The organism is Cellulomonas sp. PhB150 (assembly GCF_003755175.1).
In the GTDB taxonomy this organism is placed as follows: Bacteria; Actinomycetota; Actinomycetes; order Actinomycetales; family Cellulomonadaceae; genus Cellulomonas.
Genome location: NZ_RKHX01000001.1, coordinates 859013 through 876515, shown reverse-complemented (window position 1 = coordinate 876515; position 17503 = coordinate 859013). Strand labels below are relative to the sequence as shown.

Here is a 17503-nt window from a genome sequence, read left to right as displayed (position 1 = left end):
GAAGGTCAGCGGGGGACGGGCACGGAGGCCAGCACCGTGTCGAGCACGGACTCGGTGGTGACGCCCTCGAGCTCGGCCTCGGCGCGCAGCTGCACGCGGTGGCGCAGCGTCGGGTGCGCGAGGGCCTTGACGTCGTCGGGGGTCACGTAGCCGCGGCCGGAGAGCCACGCCCACGCGCGCGACGTCGCGAGCAGCGCGGTCGCACCACGCGGGGAGACCCCGAGGGACAGGGACGGCGACGTCCGCGTCGCGCGGCACACGTCGACCGCGTACGCGAGCACCTCGCGCGAGACCTGGACGCGTGCCACCTCGGCCCGCGCCCGCGCGAGCACGTCGGCGTCCGCGACGGGCTTCACGCCCGCCGCCGCCAGGTCGCGCGGGTCGAACCCGGCGGCGTGACGTGCGAGCACCTCGACCTCGTCCTCGCGCTCGGGCAGCGGCAGGGTGAGCTTGAGCAGGAACCGGTCCAGCTGCGCCTCGGGCAGCGAGTAGGTGCCCTCGTACTCCACGGGGTTCTGCGTGGCGATGACCAGGAACGGGTCCGGCAGCGGCCGCGGGGTGCCGTCGACCGAGACCTGCCGCTCCTCCATCGCCTCGAGCAGGGAGGCCTGCGTCTTGGGGGGCGTGCGGTTGATCTCGTCGGCCAGCAGGAGGTTGGTGAAGACCGGCCCGGCACGGAAGGAGAACTCGGCGCTGCGGGCGTCGTAGACCAGCGAGCCGGTGACGTCGCCGGGCATGAGGTCCGGCGTGAACTGCACGCGCTTGGTGTCGAGGTCGAGCGAGGCGGACAGCGTCCGGACCAGCAGCGTCTTGGCGACGCCCGGGACCCCCTCGAGGAGCACGTGCCCCCGGCACAGCAGCGCGATGATCAGGCCCGACACGGCGGCGTCCTGGCCGACGACGGCCTTGGCGACCTCCGCGCGCACGCCGGCGAGCGCGGCGCGCAGCTCCGGGGATGGGTCGACGGTTGCTTCGGTGTGGTCGCTCACGATGATTGGACCTCGCTCTCGATGTCGTCCAGGTCCCGCGCCAGCCTGGCCAGCGCGGAGTCGTCGGTGGGAGGCGGCCCGTAGAAGAGGGCCGCCACGTCGGGGTTGCGTCGACCGGTCGCCAGGGCGACGGCGTCGATCAGCTGGGGCGCCGGGGTGGATCCCGGGAGGCCGAGCCGGCGTGCGCAGCGGCTCGCCGCGCCGGCCCGCAGGGCGGCGGCAGCGTGGCCGTAGGAACGTGAGCGCCGGTAGAGCCGGCCGCGGCCGCGGGTGGCCTCGGCGGCGGGGACGACGACGGGCATCGGCTCGGTGACCAGCCTGCCCAGCCGCCGGCCGCGCCAGAACGCCACGACGACCACCACGAGCAGCAGCTGCAGGCCCAGGACGCCGACGACAGGCGGCACGAGGTCGCCGAGGCCGGGGCCGGCCTCGCCCTCGTCGGAGCCGGTGTCGTACGGGCTGGGCAGGTACCACACGAGGTGGTCGTGGCGGCCGAGCATCCGCAGCACCAGCGCCGCGTTCCCCGCCTCGGCGAGGTGGGCGTTCATCAGCGGGGCAGCGTCCGCGAGGACGGCGACGCGCTGGCCCTCGACCGTGCGGACCGTGTAGGCGCCCTGGTCGGCGGCGTCCCCCGGACCGCGGAAGCACACGACCGTGTCCGGGCTCGACGCCAGGACCCGTCCGGAGGCCCGGAGGGAGCCCGCGGCGGTCGCGTCCGGGTCGTCGCAGCCGGGCTCGAGCGCCGCGCTCGTGGCGACGTCCGACCACGACGAGTCGACGCCGGCCAGCTCCGAGGCGGGCCACGAGGCGTCGACGAGCACGAGGTCGGCGTCCAGGTCGGCCAGGAAGTCGAACTGCGACTGGTCGAAGATGTTGCGGTCACCCGCGAGCAGCACGGTCGAGCCCGGCGTCGCCGCGGCACGCGCAGCGGACGCGCGGCGGACGAACGTCACCTGCACGCCCTGCTCCTCGAGGATCTGGGCCACGGCGCGAGCACCGGTCGCCGCGGTGCTGTCCGGCGCGAGCGGCACGGACGACGTGCGCGGCTCCGGCAGGGCGGCGAGCAGCCCGACGACGCACAGGAGCGACAGGATCGCGATCGGTCCGCGCCAGCGGCGCCAGCGCCCCGTCGCGCGGGAGCGGGCGGTCGTCCCGTCGCCGACGACGGGAGCGGGGGCGGTCGTGGTCATCGCGCGGCTCCGGCGAGGGCGGGCCGCTCGTGCCGCGCGCGCTCCTCGAGCCCGCGCAGCCGCTCGTCGTCGTCGGCGCCCGCGGTGCGGCCGCCGTAGGCGACGTCGTCGAACAGCGCGCCGGCGGACGCGAGCTCGGCCGCGAGCGCGGGCAGCCGGCGGCCTGCGTCGAGGCTCGCCTCGTGCGCGGTCCGGCCGGCGCGCTCGTCGAGCACGAGGCGTTCCTCGAGGCCCCGGACGAGCGCGCGGAACCGCTCGACCACGGCGAGCGAGAAGTCCCCGGCGCGCGCGGCGGCGTCGGCCGCGGCGCGCATCTGGTCGGCCGTGCGCGCGTCGTCCTGCGCGAGCACCGCGCCCGACGTGCGCACCCGCCGAGACCGGCGCACGGGTCCCGCGACGAGGAACGCCACGGCGACGACGACCACGGTGATGCCCACGACGACCAGCGCCGACTGGACCCCGGAGAGCCCGACGCCGCCGAGCCCGTCGAACCGGTCGAGCACCCACTCGATGAACCGCGACAGCAGCGACTTGTTCTCGTGGTACTCGGGGTGGCTCAGCTCCTCGAGCGCCCAGCGGCGTCCGGTCGGCCCGTCGGGCGTGACGGGGACGTCGGTGCGCACTCCTGGGGTCACCGTGCCGCGACGGCCGCGTCGGCTGCGCGCGCGAGCTCGATGTCGAGCCCCTCGCGGCGGATCCGCACGTCGATGTACAGCAGCGCGACGACCGAGGCGAGGTAGGTGGTGCTCAGCGTGAGGGCGATGATCTTGGCGATGCCCGTGACCACGATGGACCCGAACTCCTCGCCCATCGGGTCGGAGAACACGAGCGCCGACAGGATCGCGGCGGGCGTCACCACGATCTGCGTGATGACCCCGACCAGCAGGCTGACGAGCAGGTAGATGCCGAGCAGCCGCCAGAAGCTGCCGCGGGTCAGTCGCCACGCGCGCGCCACGGTCGAGCGGAAGCTCTTGCCCTCGAGCATGAGCGCGGGTGGCACGAGCAGGGTGCGCACGGACACCAGCACGAGCAGCAGGAACAGGGCGAGCCCGACGAGCAGGCCGAAGCCGACCGCGAGCCCCACCAGGTCCTGCGAGGCGAACAGCACGACCAGCGCGACGTACGCGCCGACGACCAGGGCGATCGCGAGGCCGAGGAGCGCGGTGAACCCGACCACGAGCCAGATCCGCTTGCTGCGGAGCACCTCGCGCGGGCTGACCTTCTGCCCGATCACGGACCGGCTCACCGAGATGATCAGCCAGCCGGTGAGGATCGTGGTGACGACGGTCGTGATGGGTGCGGCGATGACCTGGCTGAACACGGTGCCGAGGCCGTCCGTGTCGGACTCGGTGAACAGGTCCGACGAGGCCGCCGCGTCGGCGATCGCGCCGTCGATGAGGCCCGAGACGTACCAGGTGAGCACCGACTCGACGGCGACCGCGATGGTCACGACGATCGCGGACAGCCCGAACATCACGCGCGGGTTGGCCCGCACGGCCTTGAAGGCGCCGTCGAGGATCTCGCCGAGCCCGAGCGGCCGCAGCGGCACGATGCCGGGCTGCAGCGCGGGCGGGCGCCACGCGGTCGGGGCGGGCGCGCCCCAGCCGGGCTGGCCGTTCCACGCCGGCTGGCCGCCCCAGCCCTGCACGGGGACCGGCGGTGCGACGGGCGGTGCCACGGGGGGCACGGGCGGTACCGGGGGCACGGGCTTCGTCAGGTCCGGAGCCGCTGCGGGTGAGGTGGGCGGGGTGGGCGGCGGTGGCACGGCAGATCCCGGGGCAGTCCAGGTGGGCTGCGGTTCGTCGTCCTGCGGGCTCGTCATGCGAGCGCGGCTCCTCGGCTGTCGTCGGTCGTTGACGGGGCCGGGAGGGGCGGCCAGGCGCCGGCGCCACCCCCAGGCGGACGCCCATCGTGCCACGCGGCACCCTCGTTCGGGACGCACACGGGTGATCCGTGCACAGGCGCGCCGTGGCGCACCGTTTCCGATGCGAGAATGTCCGCCATGAGGGGACGCGTGCTGGTGGTCGACGACGACACCGCGCTGGCAGAGATGATCGGGATCGTGCTGCGGTCGGAGGGTTTCGACCCGGTGTTCTGCGAGGACGGTGACGAGGCGCTGGGCGTGTTCCGCGCCACGCAGCCGGACCTCGTGCTGCTCGACCTCATGCTCCCGGGCAAGGACGGCAACGAGGTGTGCCGTCAGATCCGCGCCGAGTCGGGCGTGCCGATCGTCATGCTGACGGCCAAGAGCGACACGGTCGACGTGGTCCTCGGCCTGGAGTCGGGAGCAGACGACTACATCTCCAAGCCGTTCAAGCCCAAGGAGCTCGTCGCCCGCGTGCGGGCCCGGCTGCGCCGCAGCGACGAGCCCGCCCCCGAGCACCTGTCGATCGGCGACGTGAGCATCGACGTGCCCGGCCACCGCGTGGTCCGCGCCGGTCGGCCGATCTCGCTGACTCCGCTCGAGTTCGACCTCCTCGTGGCGCTGGCCCGCAAGCCGTGGCAGGTCTTCACGCGCGAGATCCTGCTCGAGAAGGTGTGGGGCTACCGGCACGCCGCGGACACGCGCCTGGTCAACGTCCACGTCCAGCGCCTGCGCTCGAAGATCGAGAACGACCCCGAGCAGCCCGAGATCGTCGTCACCGTGCGCGGCGTCGGCTACAAGGCGGGCGTGACCACGACGTGATGCGGGTCGCCGGCACGTGGCGCCTCGTCCGGGCCCGCACGGCCCGGCGGATCCGCTCGGGCGGGCACGCCTGGCGCTCGTCGCTGCAGGTGCGCGTCATCACGACGACCACGGCCATCGGCCTGGTCACCCTCGTGCTCGTCGGGCTGTACGTCGGGGAGAGGATGCGCGACGGCCTCTTCGACGGCCGCGTGGAGCAGATCCTCGAGGAGAGCGCCCGCAGCACGCAGCAGGCGCAGGCGACGTTCGACGAGTCGACGGCGACGCAGGGGCCCGAGGTCTCGCGCCTGCTCACGGACGTCGTGACCGCGCAGAGCTCGGGCGGCTCGGGGGAGCGCGAGGTCTTCCTCCTGCGCGCGCCCGGTCAGAGCTCGACGGTGTCCGTCGGCGCGGCGGCCTCGGACCTGGCGCTCGCCCAGACCGGGATCGTCACCAAGCAGCTGCAGGCCGCCACCGCCGTGGGCGGCCAGCACTGGCAGTCCGTGGCGTGGCCGGTCGCGGTGGGCGAGGAGCCCGCCGTGATGGTCGGCCAGAACGTCGACGTACCGGTCGCCGGCACGTTCCAGCTCTTCTTCCTGTACAGCCTCGAGGCCGAGCAGGAGCGTCTCGACTTCCTGCAGCGCACGCTCGCGCTCGCGGCGGTCGCGCTCGTCCTGCTGCTCGGCTCGATGACGTGGCTGGTCACCCGCCAGGCCGTGCGCCCGGTGCGCCGGGCCGCGCAGGTCGCCGAGCGCCTCGCGGACGGCCACCTGTCCGAGCGCATGCCGGTCAAGGGCGAGGACGAGATGGCGACGCTCGCGCGCTCGTTCAACGAGATGGCCGCCGGTCTGCAGGACCAGATCAGCCGCATGGAGGACCTGTCTGCGCTGCAGCGCCGGTTCGTCTCGGACGTCTCCCACGAGCTGCGCACCCCGCTGACCACGATCCGGATGGCCGGCGAGGTCATCCACGCGTCGCGCGCCGACTTCGAGCCGGCCGTCAAGCGCTCGGCCGAGCTCCTGCAGACCCAGCTCGACCGGTTCGAGGACCTGCTCGCCGACCTGCTGGAGATCAGCCGGTTCGACGCGGGTGCCGCCGTGCTCGACGCCGAGGGGCGCGACGTGCGCGACGTGGTCATCGCGGCCGCGGACCACGCGTTCCCGCTCGCCGAGCGCCGCGGGACGTGGCTGCGCGTCACGCTCCCCGAGAAGCGGGCCCAGGCGGACATCGACCCCCGCCGCGTCGAGCGCGTGCTGCGCAACCTCCTGGTCAACGCGATCGAGCACGCCGAGGGCACGTCCGTCGAGGTCACGGTCGGTGCCGACGAGTACGCCGTCGCTGTCACCGTGCGCGACCACGGCGTCGGGATGTCGACGGTCGAGACCGCGCACGTCTTCGACCGGTTCTGGCGCGCGGACCCGGCCCGCGCGCGGACGACCGGCGGCACCGGCCTGGGGCTGGCGATCTCGCTCGAGGACGCGCACCTGCACGGCGGCTGGCTCGAGGCGTGGGGGAGGCCCGGTCGCGGTGCCTGCTTCCGCCTGACGCTGCCGCGCCGCGCGGGCATCCGCCTGACCGACTCGCCCCTCCCGCTCGTGCCCGACGACGCGGACCCGCAGCCCGTGCTCGCCCCCGTGGTCCGGCCCCGCACCGATCCCGCGGCGCTGCCCGAGCTCGACGACGAGAGCCACGACGCCCGCCAGGAGGTCCGATGAACGTCCGCCTGCGCGCCGTCACGCTCGCCGTCGTCGTGATGCTCCTGGCCGCCTGCACCTCGATGCCCACGTCCGGCCCCCCGGTCCGCAGCAACGTCGTCGCCAGCGACGAGGGACGGGCCGCCCCGCTGCCCGAGGGGCCCCAGGCCGGCGCCGGACCCGTCGACATCGTGCAGAGCTTCCTGATCGCCGGGGCGAACGGGTTCCCGGACGAGTTCGTCACCGCGCGGCAGTACCTCGCGGGCGACGCGCGCCAGGCGTGGAAGCCGCTCGCCGGCGTCGTCGTCGCCGGGCCGCTCACCTACTCGACGACCTCCAAGACGCAGGTGACCGTCGACGTCCCCGTCCTCGCGCGGGTCGACGGCGACGGCCGGTACACCGAGGCGCCGCCGGACGCGCGCGAGTCGGTCACGTACGACCTCGTGCGCAACGCGGACGGCGAGTGGCGCATCTCCGGCGTCCCCGACGGGCTCCTGCTGCCCAAGGTGGTGTTCGACGCGCGGTTCCGCGCCGCCTCGATCTACTTCCTGTCCGCCGACGAGACGTTCCTGGTCCCCGAGACCCGCTGGCTCCCCCAGGACAAGCTGCCGACCCACGTGATGAAGGCCCTGCTCGCCGGGCCGTCGCCGTGGCTGCGCGACGCCGTCGTCACCGAGATCCCCGACGGCACACAGCTCAAGCCCGAGGCCGTCGTCATCACGGGCGCGGGCACGGCCGAGGTGGGGCTCGAACCCGCGGCGACCGTGCTCGCCGCCAAGCGCAAGCTGTTCCTCGCGCAGATCGACGCGAGCCTGCGCCCGCTGCCGGGCGTCGGCTCCGTGAAGGTCACCGCGGGTGGCGTCGACGGGGTGATCCTCGAGGGGGCCGCGACGCTCCAGCAGGGCCCGACGCCGGACGTCCCGGTCGAGATGCTCCAGGCGGGCAAGCTCGTCTCCCTGGCCGGCGGCACGGTCAAGCCCGTGGACGGCATCGGGTCGCTCGAGGGCCTCGGCATCCGCTACCCGGCGCGCGACGAGGACGGCGACGTCCGGGTCGGGGTGTCCGGCGGCTCGTCGCTCGTGACGCTCCCGCAGGGCGGCAAGGCCGGCACGACGCTGCTGACGGGGGCCGACCTCGTGGCGCCGTCGGTCGACCGGTTCGGCTGGGCCTGGACGGCGACGACCGCCGACGGGCTCGTCGCCGGGCGGGCTGGCGCGAAGCCGGTCAGCATCACCGCCGACTTCCTGCAGGGCCGCCAGGTCCGGTCCGTGCGCGTGGCGCGGGACGGGACGCGCGTGGCCGTCATCTCCTCGGGACCCGACGGCGTCGCGATCAACGTCGGTGCGGTCGTCCGCGACGCCAACGGCGCGCCGCAGCAGATCGGCGAGGTCATCCGGGCCGGGTCGCTGCTGACCGACGCGACCGCGCTCGTCTGGAAGGACGAGTCGACGCTCGCGGTCGTCGGCCGCAGCGCCGGGACCCTCGCCGTGCACCTCGTGCCCGTCTCGGGAACGACGTCGGCGCTGCCCGAGGTGCCCGACCTGGACGCGGTCGCCGGCGGGAGCGTGCTGTACGCGACGAGCAAGGACGGCATGCTGCGGCGGTACACCGCGTCCAGCTGGACCGCGGTGCCCGGGGTCGAGGGCGTCCTGGATCCGAGCTTCCCCGGCTGAGCCTGTCCACAGATCCCGCCCGACGGGTCCACGGGCGCGGTCGGTCGGCGACGCTGGGACCGTGGGCGCACGCAGGTGGTGGACCGAGCTGAGCCGACTCGTGCTGCCCGTCGCCTGCGGGGGCTGCGGGGTCGACGACGAGCCGTGGTGCTCGGCGTGCGACGCGCTGCTCGGGCCGCCGTGGCGCTGCGAGAGCCGCGCCGGGCGGCTCGACCTCATGGGCGCGCCCGGCGGGCTGCCGGTGTGGACCGTGGCCGACTGCGTGGGACCCGTCCGGGCCGCCGTCCTGGCGTGGAAGGACCACGGTCGGCGCGATCTCACGCGGCCCTTCGCGGCGGCGCTCGTCGCGGCAGGGGAGGAGCTGGCGGACGTGCTCGGACCGGGTGAGGTGCTCGTCGTCCCCGCGCCCTCGACCCCGGCCTCACGCAGACGGCGCGGCGGGAACCTCGTCGACGACCTGGCGGCTGCGCTCGCGGCCGGGCTGCGCTCCGGTGGGTGCCCCGCGCGGTCGTCGCCCGTGCTCGCCCGGCGCGGCGGGGACCAGGTCGGGCTCGGCACGCGCGCGCGGTGGCTGAACCTCACCGGGCACGTCCGGGTGCGGCCGCGCGACAGGGCGCGGCTGGCGGGCCGGTGCGTGGTCGTGGTCGACGACGTGCTGACGACGGGCGCCACGGTCGTCGCGTGCCGGACCGTCCTGGAGGCCGCGGGGGCGTTCGTCGCGGCCGGTGTCACGCTCGCCTCGACCCCGCCGCCGGGTGCCCGGCCTGCGAGCGGGCCGAGCGATCCCTGTGGATCTGCTGCGCGAGTGGTCGAGGAGACGCTGCGGGGACTAGCGTAGGAGTCCGAGCTCTACGACTGCCGACGACACCGTGGCGCGCACCCTTGCGGGGGTGACGCGGGTGGGGTGTGGGAGGAGGTGATGCCGCCAAGGCGCCCCAACCGGGGCGACGAACGCACGAGACCCGTGGCGGGCTGCGTCCCGCCCTCACCTCCCAGGAGGCTCACATGGAGATTGTGGTTGCCGGCCGGCACACCGAGGTACTGCCCAAGTACCGCGCCTTCGTCGAGCAGAAGCTCGCCAAGGTCGAACAGCTGGCCCCGCGCGCGCAGCGGATCGACGTCCTCGTCTCGCACGAGGTCAACCCCCGACAGGCCGACAGCAGTGAGCGTGTCGAGCTCACCGTCATCGACAAGGGGCCCGTGATCCGCGCCGAGGCGTGCGCCGACGACCGGTACGCGGCCCTCGACCTGGCGCTCGCCAAGCTGCTCGAGCGCCTGCGTCGGACCCGGGACCGGCGCAAGGACCATCGCAACCACACTCCGCTGACGCCCGTGGACGTCCGCCCGCCCGAGCCGGAACCGCCGGCGGCCGAGGACGCGCCGCAGGGCGACGGGTCGGTGACGGAGCACATGCTCGGCGACTCGCCGGTGCTGATCCGCGAGAAGCTGCACGAGGCGCAGCCGATGACCATCGACGACGCGCTCTACGAGATGGAGCTGGTCGGGCACGACTTCTTCCTCTTCGTCGACGCCGAGACGGCCCAGCCGTCGGTCGCGTACCGCCGCCGCGGCTGGAGCTACGGCGTCATCAAGCTCGACACACCCGTGGCAGTGCCGGCGGTCGCTCGCTGACACCCTCGACCGACGCCCGGCCGGTGCCATGCCCCGGCCGGGCGTCGCTCTGCCCGGTCCCCGCCGTCGTGTCAGTGGGCGACGGCAGGATGGCGGTCATGGTCGCTGCCGAGCGCTACTCGTTGTCCCAGGCCCGCCGGATCGCGCTGCGCGCCCAGGGCCTGGCGGGCCCGCGCCCGTCGCGCGCAGGGCCGGTGACCATGCGCGGGTTCCAGCAGGTGGTCGACCGGCTCGGCCTGCTGCAGATCGACTCCGTGAACGTGCTCGCCCGTGCCCACCTCATGCCCGCCTTCTCCCGGCTCGGGCCGTACGACACCGGGCTCCTCGACCGCGCCGCGGGCACCGCGCCGCGGCGACTCGTCGAGGCGTGGGCGCACGAGGCCTCGTTCGTCCCGCCCGAGACGTTCCGGCTCCTGGAGTGGCGGCGCCGGGCCTACCAGACCGAGGCGTGGGGAGGCATCGCCTCGATGCCCAGCGAGCGCAGCGCGGTGCTCGACGAGGTCCGAGCGCTCGTCGCGGAGCACGGGCCGGTCTCCGCGGCCAAGGTGCACGACCTCATGGAGGCGTCTCCGCCGCGCAGCACCACGGAGTGGGGCTGGAACTGGACCGTGGCCAAGCAGGCCCTCGAGTACCTCTTCTTCGTCGGCGAGGTGACCTCCGCCGGCCGCAACGGCGCGTTCGAGCGGCGCTACGACCTCACCTCCCGCGTGCTGCCTCCCGCCGTCGCTGCGCAGCCCCTGCCGGACGACGCGGACGCCGTGCGCGAGCTCGTGGCGATCTCCGCCCGGGCCCACGGGATCGGCTCGCAGAAGTGCCTCGGCGACTACTTCCGGATCAAGCAGGCGCGCGTGGAGCCTGCGGTCGCCGACCTCGTCGACCAGGGCGTGCTCGTCCCCGTCGCGGTCGACGGGTGGCCGCGGCGGGTGTTCCGGCACCGCGACGCGACGCTCCCGCGCCGGGCGACGGCCTCGGCGCTGCTGAGCCCGTTCGACCCGCTGGTCTTCGAGCGCCGTCGCCTCGAGGAGGTGTACGGGCTGCGCTACCGGATCGAGATCTACGTGCCCGCGCACCTGCGCGTGTGGGGCTACTACGTGCTGCCTTTCCTCATGGGCGAGCACATCGAGGCGCTCGTCGACCTCAAGGCGGACCGCAAGGACAAGGTGCTGCGCGTGCACGGGGTCCACCGGGCGCCCGCACCGGCGCGGTCCGGCGCGAGCGACGTGAGCGTCGTCGAGGCCCTCGTGGACGAGCTCGAGCTCATGGCGCAGTGGCTGGGCCTCGAGCAGGTGGTCGTGGCGGACGCGAGCGGGACGCTCGTCGGGGATCTCGCTCCGGCACTGCACGCGGCCGTGCTGGCTGCCTGACGCGTTCACGTGTGGCGGAATCCCGTCGAGGTGTGGCCGATGCGCCCGCAGGCGCGCCGGCCTCGCCTACGATGGTCGGGCCCGGCCGTGCGGCCGGTCATCGAAGCCGCCCCGACGCCGTTGGCGCCCGGGGTGTGAACACGTCGGGAGTCATGCGTGCCAGCGATCCTCGAGAAGGTCCTCCGTCTCGGCGAGGGCCGGATCATCAAGAAGCTGTCGGGCATCGCCCAGCAGGTCAACGCCCTGGAGGACAGCTTCACGTCGCTGTCCGACGCCGAGCTGCGCGAGGAGACGGACCGCTTCAAGGCCCGCCTCGCCGAGGGCGAGACGCTGGACGACATCCTCGCGGAGGCCTTCGCGGCCGTCCGCGAGGCGTCGCGCCGGACCCTGGGGCAGCGGCACTTCGACGTCCAGCTCATGGGCGGCGCCGCCCTGCACCTCGGCAACATCGCGGAGATGAAGACCGGCGAGGGCAAGACGCTGGTCGCCACCGCGCCGGCCTACCTCAACGCGCTGTCCGGCAAGGGCGTGCACGTCGTCACGGTCAACGACTACCTCGCCAGCTACCAGTCCGAGCTCATGGGTCGCGTCTTCCGCTTCCTGGGCCTGACGAGCGGCGTGATCCTGTCGAACCAGAACCCGTCCGAGCGCCGTGAGCAGTACGCCGCCGACATCACGTACGGCACGAACAACGAGTTCGGCTTCGACTTCCTGCGCGACAACATGGCGTGGAGCACCGACGAGCTCGTCCAGCGTGGCCACAACTTCGCGATCGTCGACGAGGTCGACTCGATCCTCATCGACGAGGCCCGGACGCCGCTGATCATCTCCGGCCCGGCCTCGGGCGACACGAACCGCTGGTACGCGGAGTTCGCCAAGGTGGTGCGCCGCCTCAAGGTCGAGCAGGACTACGAGGTCGACGAGAAGAAGCGCACCGTCGGCGTCCTGGAGCCCGGCATCGAGCGCGTCGAGGACTACCTCGGGATCGACAACCTCTACGAGTCCCTCAACACGCCGCTGATCGGCTTCCTCAACAACGCCATCAAGGCGCAGGAGCTGTTCAAGCGCGACAAGGACTACGTCGTGATGAACGGCGAGGTGCTCATCGTCGACGAGCACACCGGCCGCATCCTGCCCGGCCGTCGCTACAACGAGGGCATGCACCAGGCGATCGAGGCGAAGGAGGGCGTGGCCATCAAGGCCGAGAACCAGACGCTCGCCACGATCACGCTGCAGAACTACTTCCGCCTGTACGAGAAGCTCTCGGGCATGACCGGTACGGCCGAGACCGAGGCGGCCGAGTTCCAGGGCACCTACGAGCTCGGCGTCGTGCCCATCCCCACCAACCGGGGGATGCAGCGCATCGACCAGCGCGACTTCGTCTACAAGAGCGAGGACGGCAAGTTCGACGCCGTCGTCGCGGACATCGTCGAGCGGCACGCCGCGGGCCAGCCCGTCCTGGTCGGCACGACGAGCGTCGAGAAGAGCGAGCTGCTGTCCGCCAAGCTCAAGAAGCAGGGCGTGCCGCACGAGGTCCTCAACGCCAAGCAGCACCAGCGCGAGGCCGCCGTCGTCGCCCAGGCCGGTCGCAAGGGTGCCGTCACGGTCGCGACCAACATGGCCGGCCGTGGCACGGACATCATGCTCGGTGGCAACGCCGAGTTCATGGCCGTCGCCGACCTCGCCGCGCGAGGCCTCGACCCGGCCGAGAACCCGGACGAGTACGAGGCCGCATGGCCGGACGCGCTCGAGAAGGCCAAGGAGGCCGTGCAGTCCGAGCACGACGAGGTCGTCGAGCTCGGTGGTCTCTACGTGCTCGGCACCGAGCGCCACGAGTCCCGCCGCATCGACAACCAGCTGCGCGGCCGCTCCGGCCGGCAGGGAGACCCGGGCGAGTCCCGCTTCTACCTGTCGATGCAGGACGACCTCATGCGCCTGTTCAACTCCGGCCTGGCCGAGTCGATGATGACGCGCGCGGGCTTCCCCGAGGACATGCCGCTCGAGTCGAAGATCGTCACGCGCGGCATCCAGTCCGCGCAGTCGCAGGTCGAGGCGCGCAACTTCGAGATCCGCAAGAACGTGCTCAAGTACGACGACGTCATGTCCCGTCAGCGCGTGGTCATCTACGAGCAGCGCCGCCGCGTCCTGGAGGGCGAGGACCTGCACGAGCAGGTCGGCCACTTCCGCTCCGACGTCCTGTCCGCCTACGTCGACGCCGCGACCGCCGAGGGGCGCCCGGAGGAGTGGGACCTCGAGGCGCTGTGGACCGCGCTGCGTGCCGTGTACCCGGTGAGCATCACGTCCGAGGAGGTCGTGGAGCAGGCCGGTGGGCCCACGCGGCTGTCGGCCGAGCTGCTGACCCGCGAGGTCCTCTCGGACGCGGAGCACGCGTACGACGAGCGCGAGGAGCAGATCGGCTCGGAGAACATGCGCCAGCTCGAGCGGCGCGTGACGCTGTCCGTGCTGGACCGCAAGTGGCGTGAGCACCTCTACGAGATGGACTACCTCAAGGAGGGCATCGGCCTGCGCGCGATGGCCCAGCGCGACCCGCTCGTCGAGTACCAGCGCGAGGGCTACCAGCTGTTCAACGCGATGACGGACGCCATCAAGGAAGAGACCATCGGCTTCCTGTACAACCTCGAGGTCAAGGTCGAGGAGGAGGCGGAGGCCCCGGTCACCGCAGCCTCGGCCGCCCAGGTCGCGATGCAGTCCGGTGCCGCCGCGCAGCGCCTCATCGCCAAGGGCATCGACGGTCCCGCCGAGCGTGTGCCGCTGCAGTACACGGCGCCGTCCGCCGACGGTGACGGTGCTGTCGTCGTCAAGGGCGACGCCCCCGGAGCGCCCGCTCAGACGGTGTCCGGCGACGGCGACAACCGTGAGGCGCGCCGCAAGGCGGCCAAGCAGGCCAAGCGCCGCTGATCGACCGACCGAGGGCCGCACCCGTTCACCGGGTGCGGCCCTCGGCGTTCTCGCGGGGGCTTGTGGTTGCTCGTCAGGCGGACAGGCAGGCAGCCGGGTCAGCCGACCTCGAGCGACGTCGTGCGCCACGTGCCGCGGTGGGTCTCGAGCCGAAGAGCGACCGCTCGGACTCGTACGCCGTCGTCGACCACGACGCCCGCCTCGCACACGTGCGGCTCGACGGCGCACACGCGCACCCGGCGCACGGCCGCGCCGCGTCCGGAGTTCCGCGGGCCCAGGACGCGCGCCGTGAGTGCCGCTCGGCCCTGCAACGTCTCGTAGACGCCCGGTGTCATCCAGCGGGCGAGCTGGGTGACCGGGCGGCGCCCGAGCAGCACCTCCACGACGGCGTGCGCGATGGCGCGCGCGACGTGGGCCGGGTCCGCGGCGGGCTCCGGGCCCCGGTCCTCGTCGACCGCCTCCAGCACGGGGGAGCGGTCGGTCGCGCGCAGCACGGCGATCCGCTCGGTGAGCGTCGGCGGCACCTGCGCCGCCTGGCCGTGGGCGACCGCGGCAGCGCCCGGCGCGCGAGCCGCCAGCAGCCGGACGCGCGGCGTGGGCGCGGGGGCGGTTGGCACGGTGCTCGTCAGGCCGGCGTCGGCGACGGTGAAGCTCGACAGGCTCGAGGCGGTCCCGAGGGTCGGCGGGTCGGTCTCTCTCGCCTCGCTGGGGGTTGGCTCGCCAGCCGCTGCGTCGACGACCGGTGCTGCCACGTGGTCGCCAGGGGCGATGGCCAGGACGGGGACGGCGAACTGGTCCTCGACGAGCGAGCGCGGCCGCTCGACGGTGAGTGCGCTCATCGTCCGCTCCGCTCGGTGCTCGTCGGGACGACCAGGCGCTGCCCGGGGCGGATGCTGTCGGGGTCGTCGCCGATGACGTCGGCGTTGGCGGCGTACCAGGCGGGCCACGCCGCGGCGATCTCCTCGACGCCTGCCGCAGCACCGCCTCTGCCGAGGTGAGCCTCGGCGATGCTCCACAGCGAGTCCCCGGCGTGCACGACGACTGTCGCTCCCACGGCCGTCGCGGTGACGGCCTGCCGCGCATCGGGGCGGATCGCCGCTCCTGGGTCGTCGACCGGAGGCGCGGCCGGCCCGGCAGGCCACGGGATCGGCGACCACCGCCAGCCCGGCGACGCGACGTCCGCGGTCGCGCCGTCAGCGGACGGGCTCGACGGCGTCGCGCTCGGAGCCACGGTCGCCTGGGGAGATCTCGTCGGCGGAGCGGTGGGCGTGGCGTGAGGTACAGCCGCGGGTTCCGACGCGGGCCGTGCGTCGTCGCTGACGACCCATCCGAAGTCGTCGTGCGCGCCCGCGGCGTCGCCGCCGGACCCCGATGCTCCCACCGCGCCGACGGAGGCCGCGGAGCCTGAGTCGACGCGGGCGGCCTCCACGCCGACCCAGCCCAGCTCGGCCGTCGCGCTCGTGCCGGCGGTGCTCCCTGGCGGCGAGGCGTCCCCGGGGGGCGCGACCGCGCCGGCGCCCGAGGCCAGGCCGACGGCGAGCGAGGTCGCGACGCCGACCCCGAGCGCCCGCCGGACGACCGAGGGGGCGTACCGCTGGACGGCACGCTCGCCGGACCGCCAGGTCGCTCCGACGGTCCGTGCAGCGACGCACAGCGCGCCGACGACGCAGGACAGCGCGAGCCAGGACGCCGCGGCGAGCCCGAGCCCCAGGACGGCGGCCTCGACGATGTCGTCGACGCCGAGCAGGGGGGTGGAGGCCGTTGCGACCAGCCGGCCGCACAGCGCGCCGGCGACCGCGATGGCCGCGACGCCACCTGCGAGCAGCCCGCCACCAGCTGCGGACCGAGCCACCCCATCGACGCGTCTGACCATGATGACTCCTCTTGGGTACTGGTGATCTGTTTTGACAACGTTTCGTTGCCTTAGATGTACCCGATCGTCCCTTTCGTGTCCACCCCGAGCGGTGTGCGCTACGGTGCGCAGGCCGCTCGACGTGGACGCGGCACTGACCAAGGAGCGCGCATGCTCGGCAGCACCCGTAGGTCGTCGACCCGTACCCGCACCACGCTGATCGTCGCCCTGTGCGCGGTCGCCCTGCTCCCGCTGGCGGCAGCGCCCGCGCAGGCCACCGTCTCGAGCAAGCACTGCGCGAGCGTCGTCGTCATCGGCGTCCGCGGGTCGTACGAGAAGGCGGGCACCGGTTCGGGTGCCGGTGACCGGACCTATGCGAACGGCGGGTTCGGCACCACGAGCGGCGCGGCGTACTACACGCAGTCGCTCTCGACGGCAGGCGTGCGCACGGCCGCGCTGAAGTACCCGGCGTCGATCTGGCCGAGCCTCCCGATGCCGGGCGGGTACGTCACGAGCATGACGCGTGGGCGCTACGAGCTGCGCGAGGAGCTCGAGGACCTCGCGACCTGCTCCTCGGCGACCCGCGTCGTGCTCGTCGGCTACTCCCAGGGCGCGCACATCATCGGCGACACGCTGTCCAAGGGTCAGCCGATCCAGCTCTCGGCCACGGCGAAGGCGCGCATCAAGGCGGTCGTGCTCTTCGGGGACCCGACCTACCGCGCGGGGGAGTCGTTCAACTCGGTCAAGCGGACGCGGAGCGGGATGTTCCCGCGCGGCGCCGGTCAGCTGGCAGCGTTCGCGTCACGCATCCGGTCGTACTGCTACGCGGGCGACCGGTTCTGCCAGAACGTCGACAACGCCGACGCCATGAAGATCCACACCAGCTACGACAACATCACGCTGGAGAAGGCCGCCGCGACGTTCATCCGCAGCAAGCTCTGAACCCGCCCCGTCGCTCTGCCGCGGCCCCTACGGTGTGGGCATGCGGTGGGAGGCGTTGTTCGCGGACATGGAGGCGCAGCTCGAGGCGGCCGAGCGTGCTGGCGTGCGCGCGGACGTCGCCGAGCTCGTGCGCGCCGAGCGCGCGACGGTGCACCTCGTCGATCGGCTACGGGCGGCCGTCGGACGTCAGGTCCGGGTCCACGTCCTCGGCGCCGAGGTGATCCAGGGCGAGGTCATCGATGCCACGGAGCAGTGGCTCCTCGTCGGGCAGGAGCGGGAGCGCCGGGTGCTGGTGCCCTCGCGCGCGATCGTCGCCATCGCGGGGCTCGGCGCGCACGCCGCGCCGGAGCCGGGTCGCGTGGAGCGTCGACTCGGGCTCGGGCACGCCCTGCGCGTGCTGGCTCGGGACCGTGCCGCCGTGCTCGTGCGCTCCGGTGACGTCGAGCTGGCTGGCGTGCTGGGCGCCGTCGGCGCCGACCACGTCGAGGTCGTCGCCCGGGACGCCCGGGGGGCTGCCGCTTCGTCCGTGGTGCCGTTCGCGTCCTTGGCGACCATCCGGACGGGCTGAGGGACCGCCGGACGT

At 73.7% G+C, this 17503-nt stretch carries 15 protein-coding genes; 9 read left to right on the top strand and 6 right to left on the bottom strand.

Annotation, left to right across the window (positions count from 1 at the left end):
* Window positions 1-5 precede the first annotated feature (5 nt).
* From EDF34_RS04175 to EDF34_RS04160, 4 genes are read right to left on the bottom strand one after another with little or no spacing between them, the layout of a single operon-like run.
* Window positions 6-989, bottom strand: coding sequence for a MoxR family ATPase (locus tag EDF34_RS04175; RefSeq protein WP_255414171.1), 984 nt, complete (start codon window positions 987-989; stop codon window positions 6-8).
* Window positions 986-2179 carry a DUF4350 domain-containing protein gene (locus EDF34_RS17795; RefSeq protein WP_123370059.1) on the bottom strand — a complete coding sequence of 398 codons (1194 nt, stop codon included), beginning with the start codon at window positions 2177-2179 and terminating at the stop codon, window positions 986-988. Before EDF34_RS17795 ends, EDF34_RS04175 begins: the two co-directional genes overlap by 4 nt.
* Complete coding sequence (locus EDF34_RS04165) at window positions 2176-2802, bottom strand: DUF4129 domain-containing protein (RefSeq protein ID WP_233575170.1); 627 nt, start codon at window positions 2800-2802, stop codon at window positions 2176-2178. Before EDF34_RS04165 ends, EDF34_RS17795 begins: the two co-directional genes overlap by 4 nt.
* A gap of 8 nt (window positions 2803-2810) precedes the next feature.
* Window positions 2811-3857 (bottom strand): glycerophosphoryl diester phosphodiesterase membrane domain-containing protein, encoded by a 1047-nt coding sequence (locus tag EDF34_RS04160; RefSeq protein WP_233575169.1) that lies wholly within the window; start codon window positions 3855-3857, stop codon window positions 2811-2813.
* 324 nt (window positions 3858-4181) lie between these two features.
* Here EDF34_RS04160 and mtrA point away from each other — a divergent pair, with 324 nt between their 5' ends.
* The 7 genes from mtrA (at window position 4182) to secA (ending at window position 14126) form a co-directional block, all read left to right on the top strand.
* Window positions 4182-4865: an MtrAB system response regulator MtrA gene (mtrA, locus tag EDF34_RS04155; RefSeq protein WP_123370056.1), complete on the top strand. Its 684-nt coding sequence runs from the start codon at window positions 4182-4184 to the stop codon at window positions 4863-4865.
* Window positions 4865-6559, top strand: a complete 1695-nt coding sequence (mtrB, locus tag EDF34_RS04150; protein ID WP_123370055.1) for an MtrAB system histidine kinase MtrB — start codon at window positions 4865-4867, stop codon at window positions 6557-6559. The genes mtrA and mtrB overlap by 1 nt, the downstream gene beginning before the upstream one ends.
* Window positions 6556-8211 (top strand): LpqB family beta-propeller domain-containing protein, encoded by a 1656-nt coding sequence (locus EDF34_RS04145; protein ID WP_123370054.1) that lies wholly within the window; start codon window positions 6556-6558, stop codon window positions 8209-8211. The genes mtrB and EDF34_RS04145 overlap by 4 nt, the downstream gene beginning before the upstream one ends.
* A 61-nt stretch (window positions 8212-8272) precedes the next feature.
* On the top strand, window positions 8273-9049 hold the full coding sequence (locus EDF34_RS04140) for a ComF family protein (protein WP_199737626.1): 777 nt from the start codon (window positions 8273-8275) through the stop codon (window positions 9047-9049).
* Window positions 9050-9216: 167 nt separating this feature from the next.
* Window positions 9217-9843 (top strand): ribosome hibernation-promoting factor, HPF/YfiA family, encoded by a 627-nt coding sequence (gene hpf, locus EDF34_RS04135; protein WP_123370053.1) that lies wholly within the window; start codon window positions 9217-9219, stop codon window positions 9841-9843.
* Window positions 9844-9941: 98 nt separating this feature from the next.
* On the top strand, window positions 9942-11207 hold the full coding sequence (locus tag EDF34_RS04130; protein ID WP_233575168.1) for a winged helix-turn-helix domain-containing protein: 1266 nt from the start codon (window positions 9942-9944) through the stop codon (window positions 11205-11207).
* 156 nt (window positions 11208-11363) lie between these two features.
* A complete protein-coding gene (gene secA, locus EDF34_RS04125) occupies window positions 11364-14126 on the top strand; it encodes a preprotein translocase subunit SecA (protein ID WP_123370051.1) in 2763 nt (920 codons plus the stop codon).
* A gap of 98 nt (window positions 14127-14224) precedes the next feature.
* Here the strand turns inward: secA and EDF34_RS04120 are convergent, their stop codons facing one another.
* The gene (locus EDF34_RS04120) at window positions 14225-14965 is read right to left on the bottom strand and encodes an Rv3235 family protein (RefSeq protein ID WP_123370050.1); all 741 of its coding nucleotides are present in this window, start codon (window positions 14963-14965) and stop codon (window positions 14225-14227) included.
* Window positions 14962-15999, bottom strand: a complete 1038-nt coding sequence (locus EDF34_RS17970; RefSeq protein ID WP_148076571.1) for a LysM peptidoglycan-binding domain-containing protein — start codon at window positions 15997-15999, stop codon at window positions 14962-14964. Before EDF34_RS17970 ends, EDF34_RS04120 begins: the two co-directional genes overlap by 4 nt.
* A 150-nt stretch (window positions 16000-16149) precedes the next feature.
* Here EDF34_RS17970 and EDF34_RS04110 point away from each other — a divergent pair, with 150 nt between their 5' ends.
* Window positions 16150-16920: a cutinase family protein gene (locus EDF34_RS04110; RefSeq protein ID WP_158615038.1), complete on the top strand. Its 771-nt coding sequence runs from the start codon at window positions 16150-16152 to the stop codon at window positions 16918-16920.
* Between the two features lie 40 nt (window positions 16921-16960).
* On the top strand, window positions 16961-17488 hold the full coding sequence (locus EDF34_RS04105) for a hypothetical protein (protein WP_123370047.1): 528 nt from the start codon (window positions 16961-16963) through the stop codon (window positions 17486-17488).
* Window positions 17489-17503: the final 15 nt, after the last annotated feature.

Excerpts from the sequence above, each read along its gene's own strand:
- EDF34_RS04130 (WP_233575168.1), top strand. The coding sequence starts at position 9,942 with ATGGTCGCTGCCGAGCGCTACTCGTTGTCCCAGGCCCGCCGGATCGCG.
- EDF34_RS04110 (WP_158615038.1), top strand. The coding sequence starts at position 16,150 with ATGCTCGGCAGCACCCGTAGGTCGTCGACCCGTACCCGCACCACGCTG.
- EDF34_RS04105 (WP_123370047.1), top strand. The coding sequence starts at position 16,961 with ATGCGGTGGGAGGCGTTGTTCGCGGACATGGAGGCGCAGCTCGAGGCG.
- EDF34_RS17970 (WP_148076571.1), bottom strand. The coding sequence starts at position 15,999 with ATGGTCAGACGCGTCGATGGGGTGGCTCGGTCCGCAGCTGGTGGCGGG.
- mtrB (WP_123370055.1), top strand. The coding sequence starts at position 4,865 with ATGCGGGTCGCCGGCACGTGGCGCCTCGTCCGGGCCCGCACGGCCCGG.
- EDF34_RS17795 (WP_123370059.1), bottom strand. The coding sequence starts at position 2,179 with ATGACCACGACCGCCCCCGCTCCCGTCGTCGGCGACGGGACGACCGCC.
- hpf (WP_123370053.1), top strand. The coding sequence starts at position 9,217 with ATGGAGATTGTGGTTGCCGGCCGGCACACCGAGGTACTGCCCAAGTAC.
- EDF34_RS04120 (WP_123370050.1), bottom strand. The coding sequence starts at position 14,965 with ATGAGCGCACTCACCGTCGAGCGGCCGCGCTCGCTCGTCGAGGACCAG.
- EDF34_RS04145 (WP_123370054.1), top strand. The coding sequence starts at position 6,556 with ATGAACGTCCGCCTGCGCGCCGTCACGCTCGCCGTCGTCGTGATGCTC.
- mtrA (WP_123370056.1), top strand. The coding sequence starts at position 4,182 with ATGAGGGGACGCGTGCTGGTGGTCGACGACGACACCGCGCTGGCAGAG.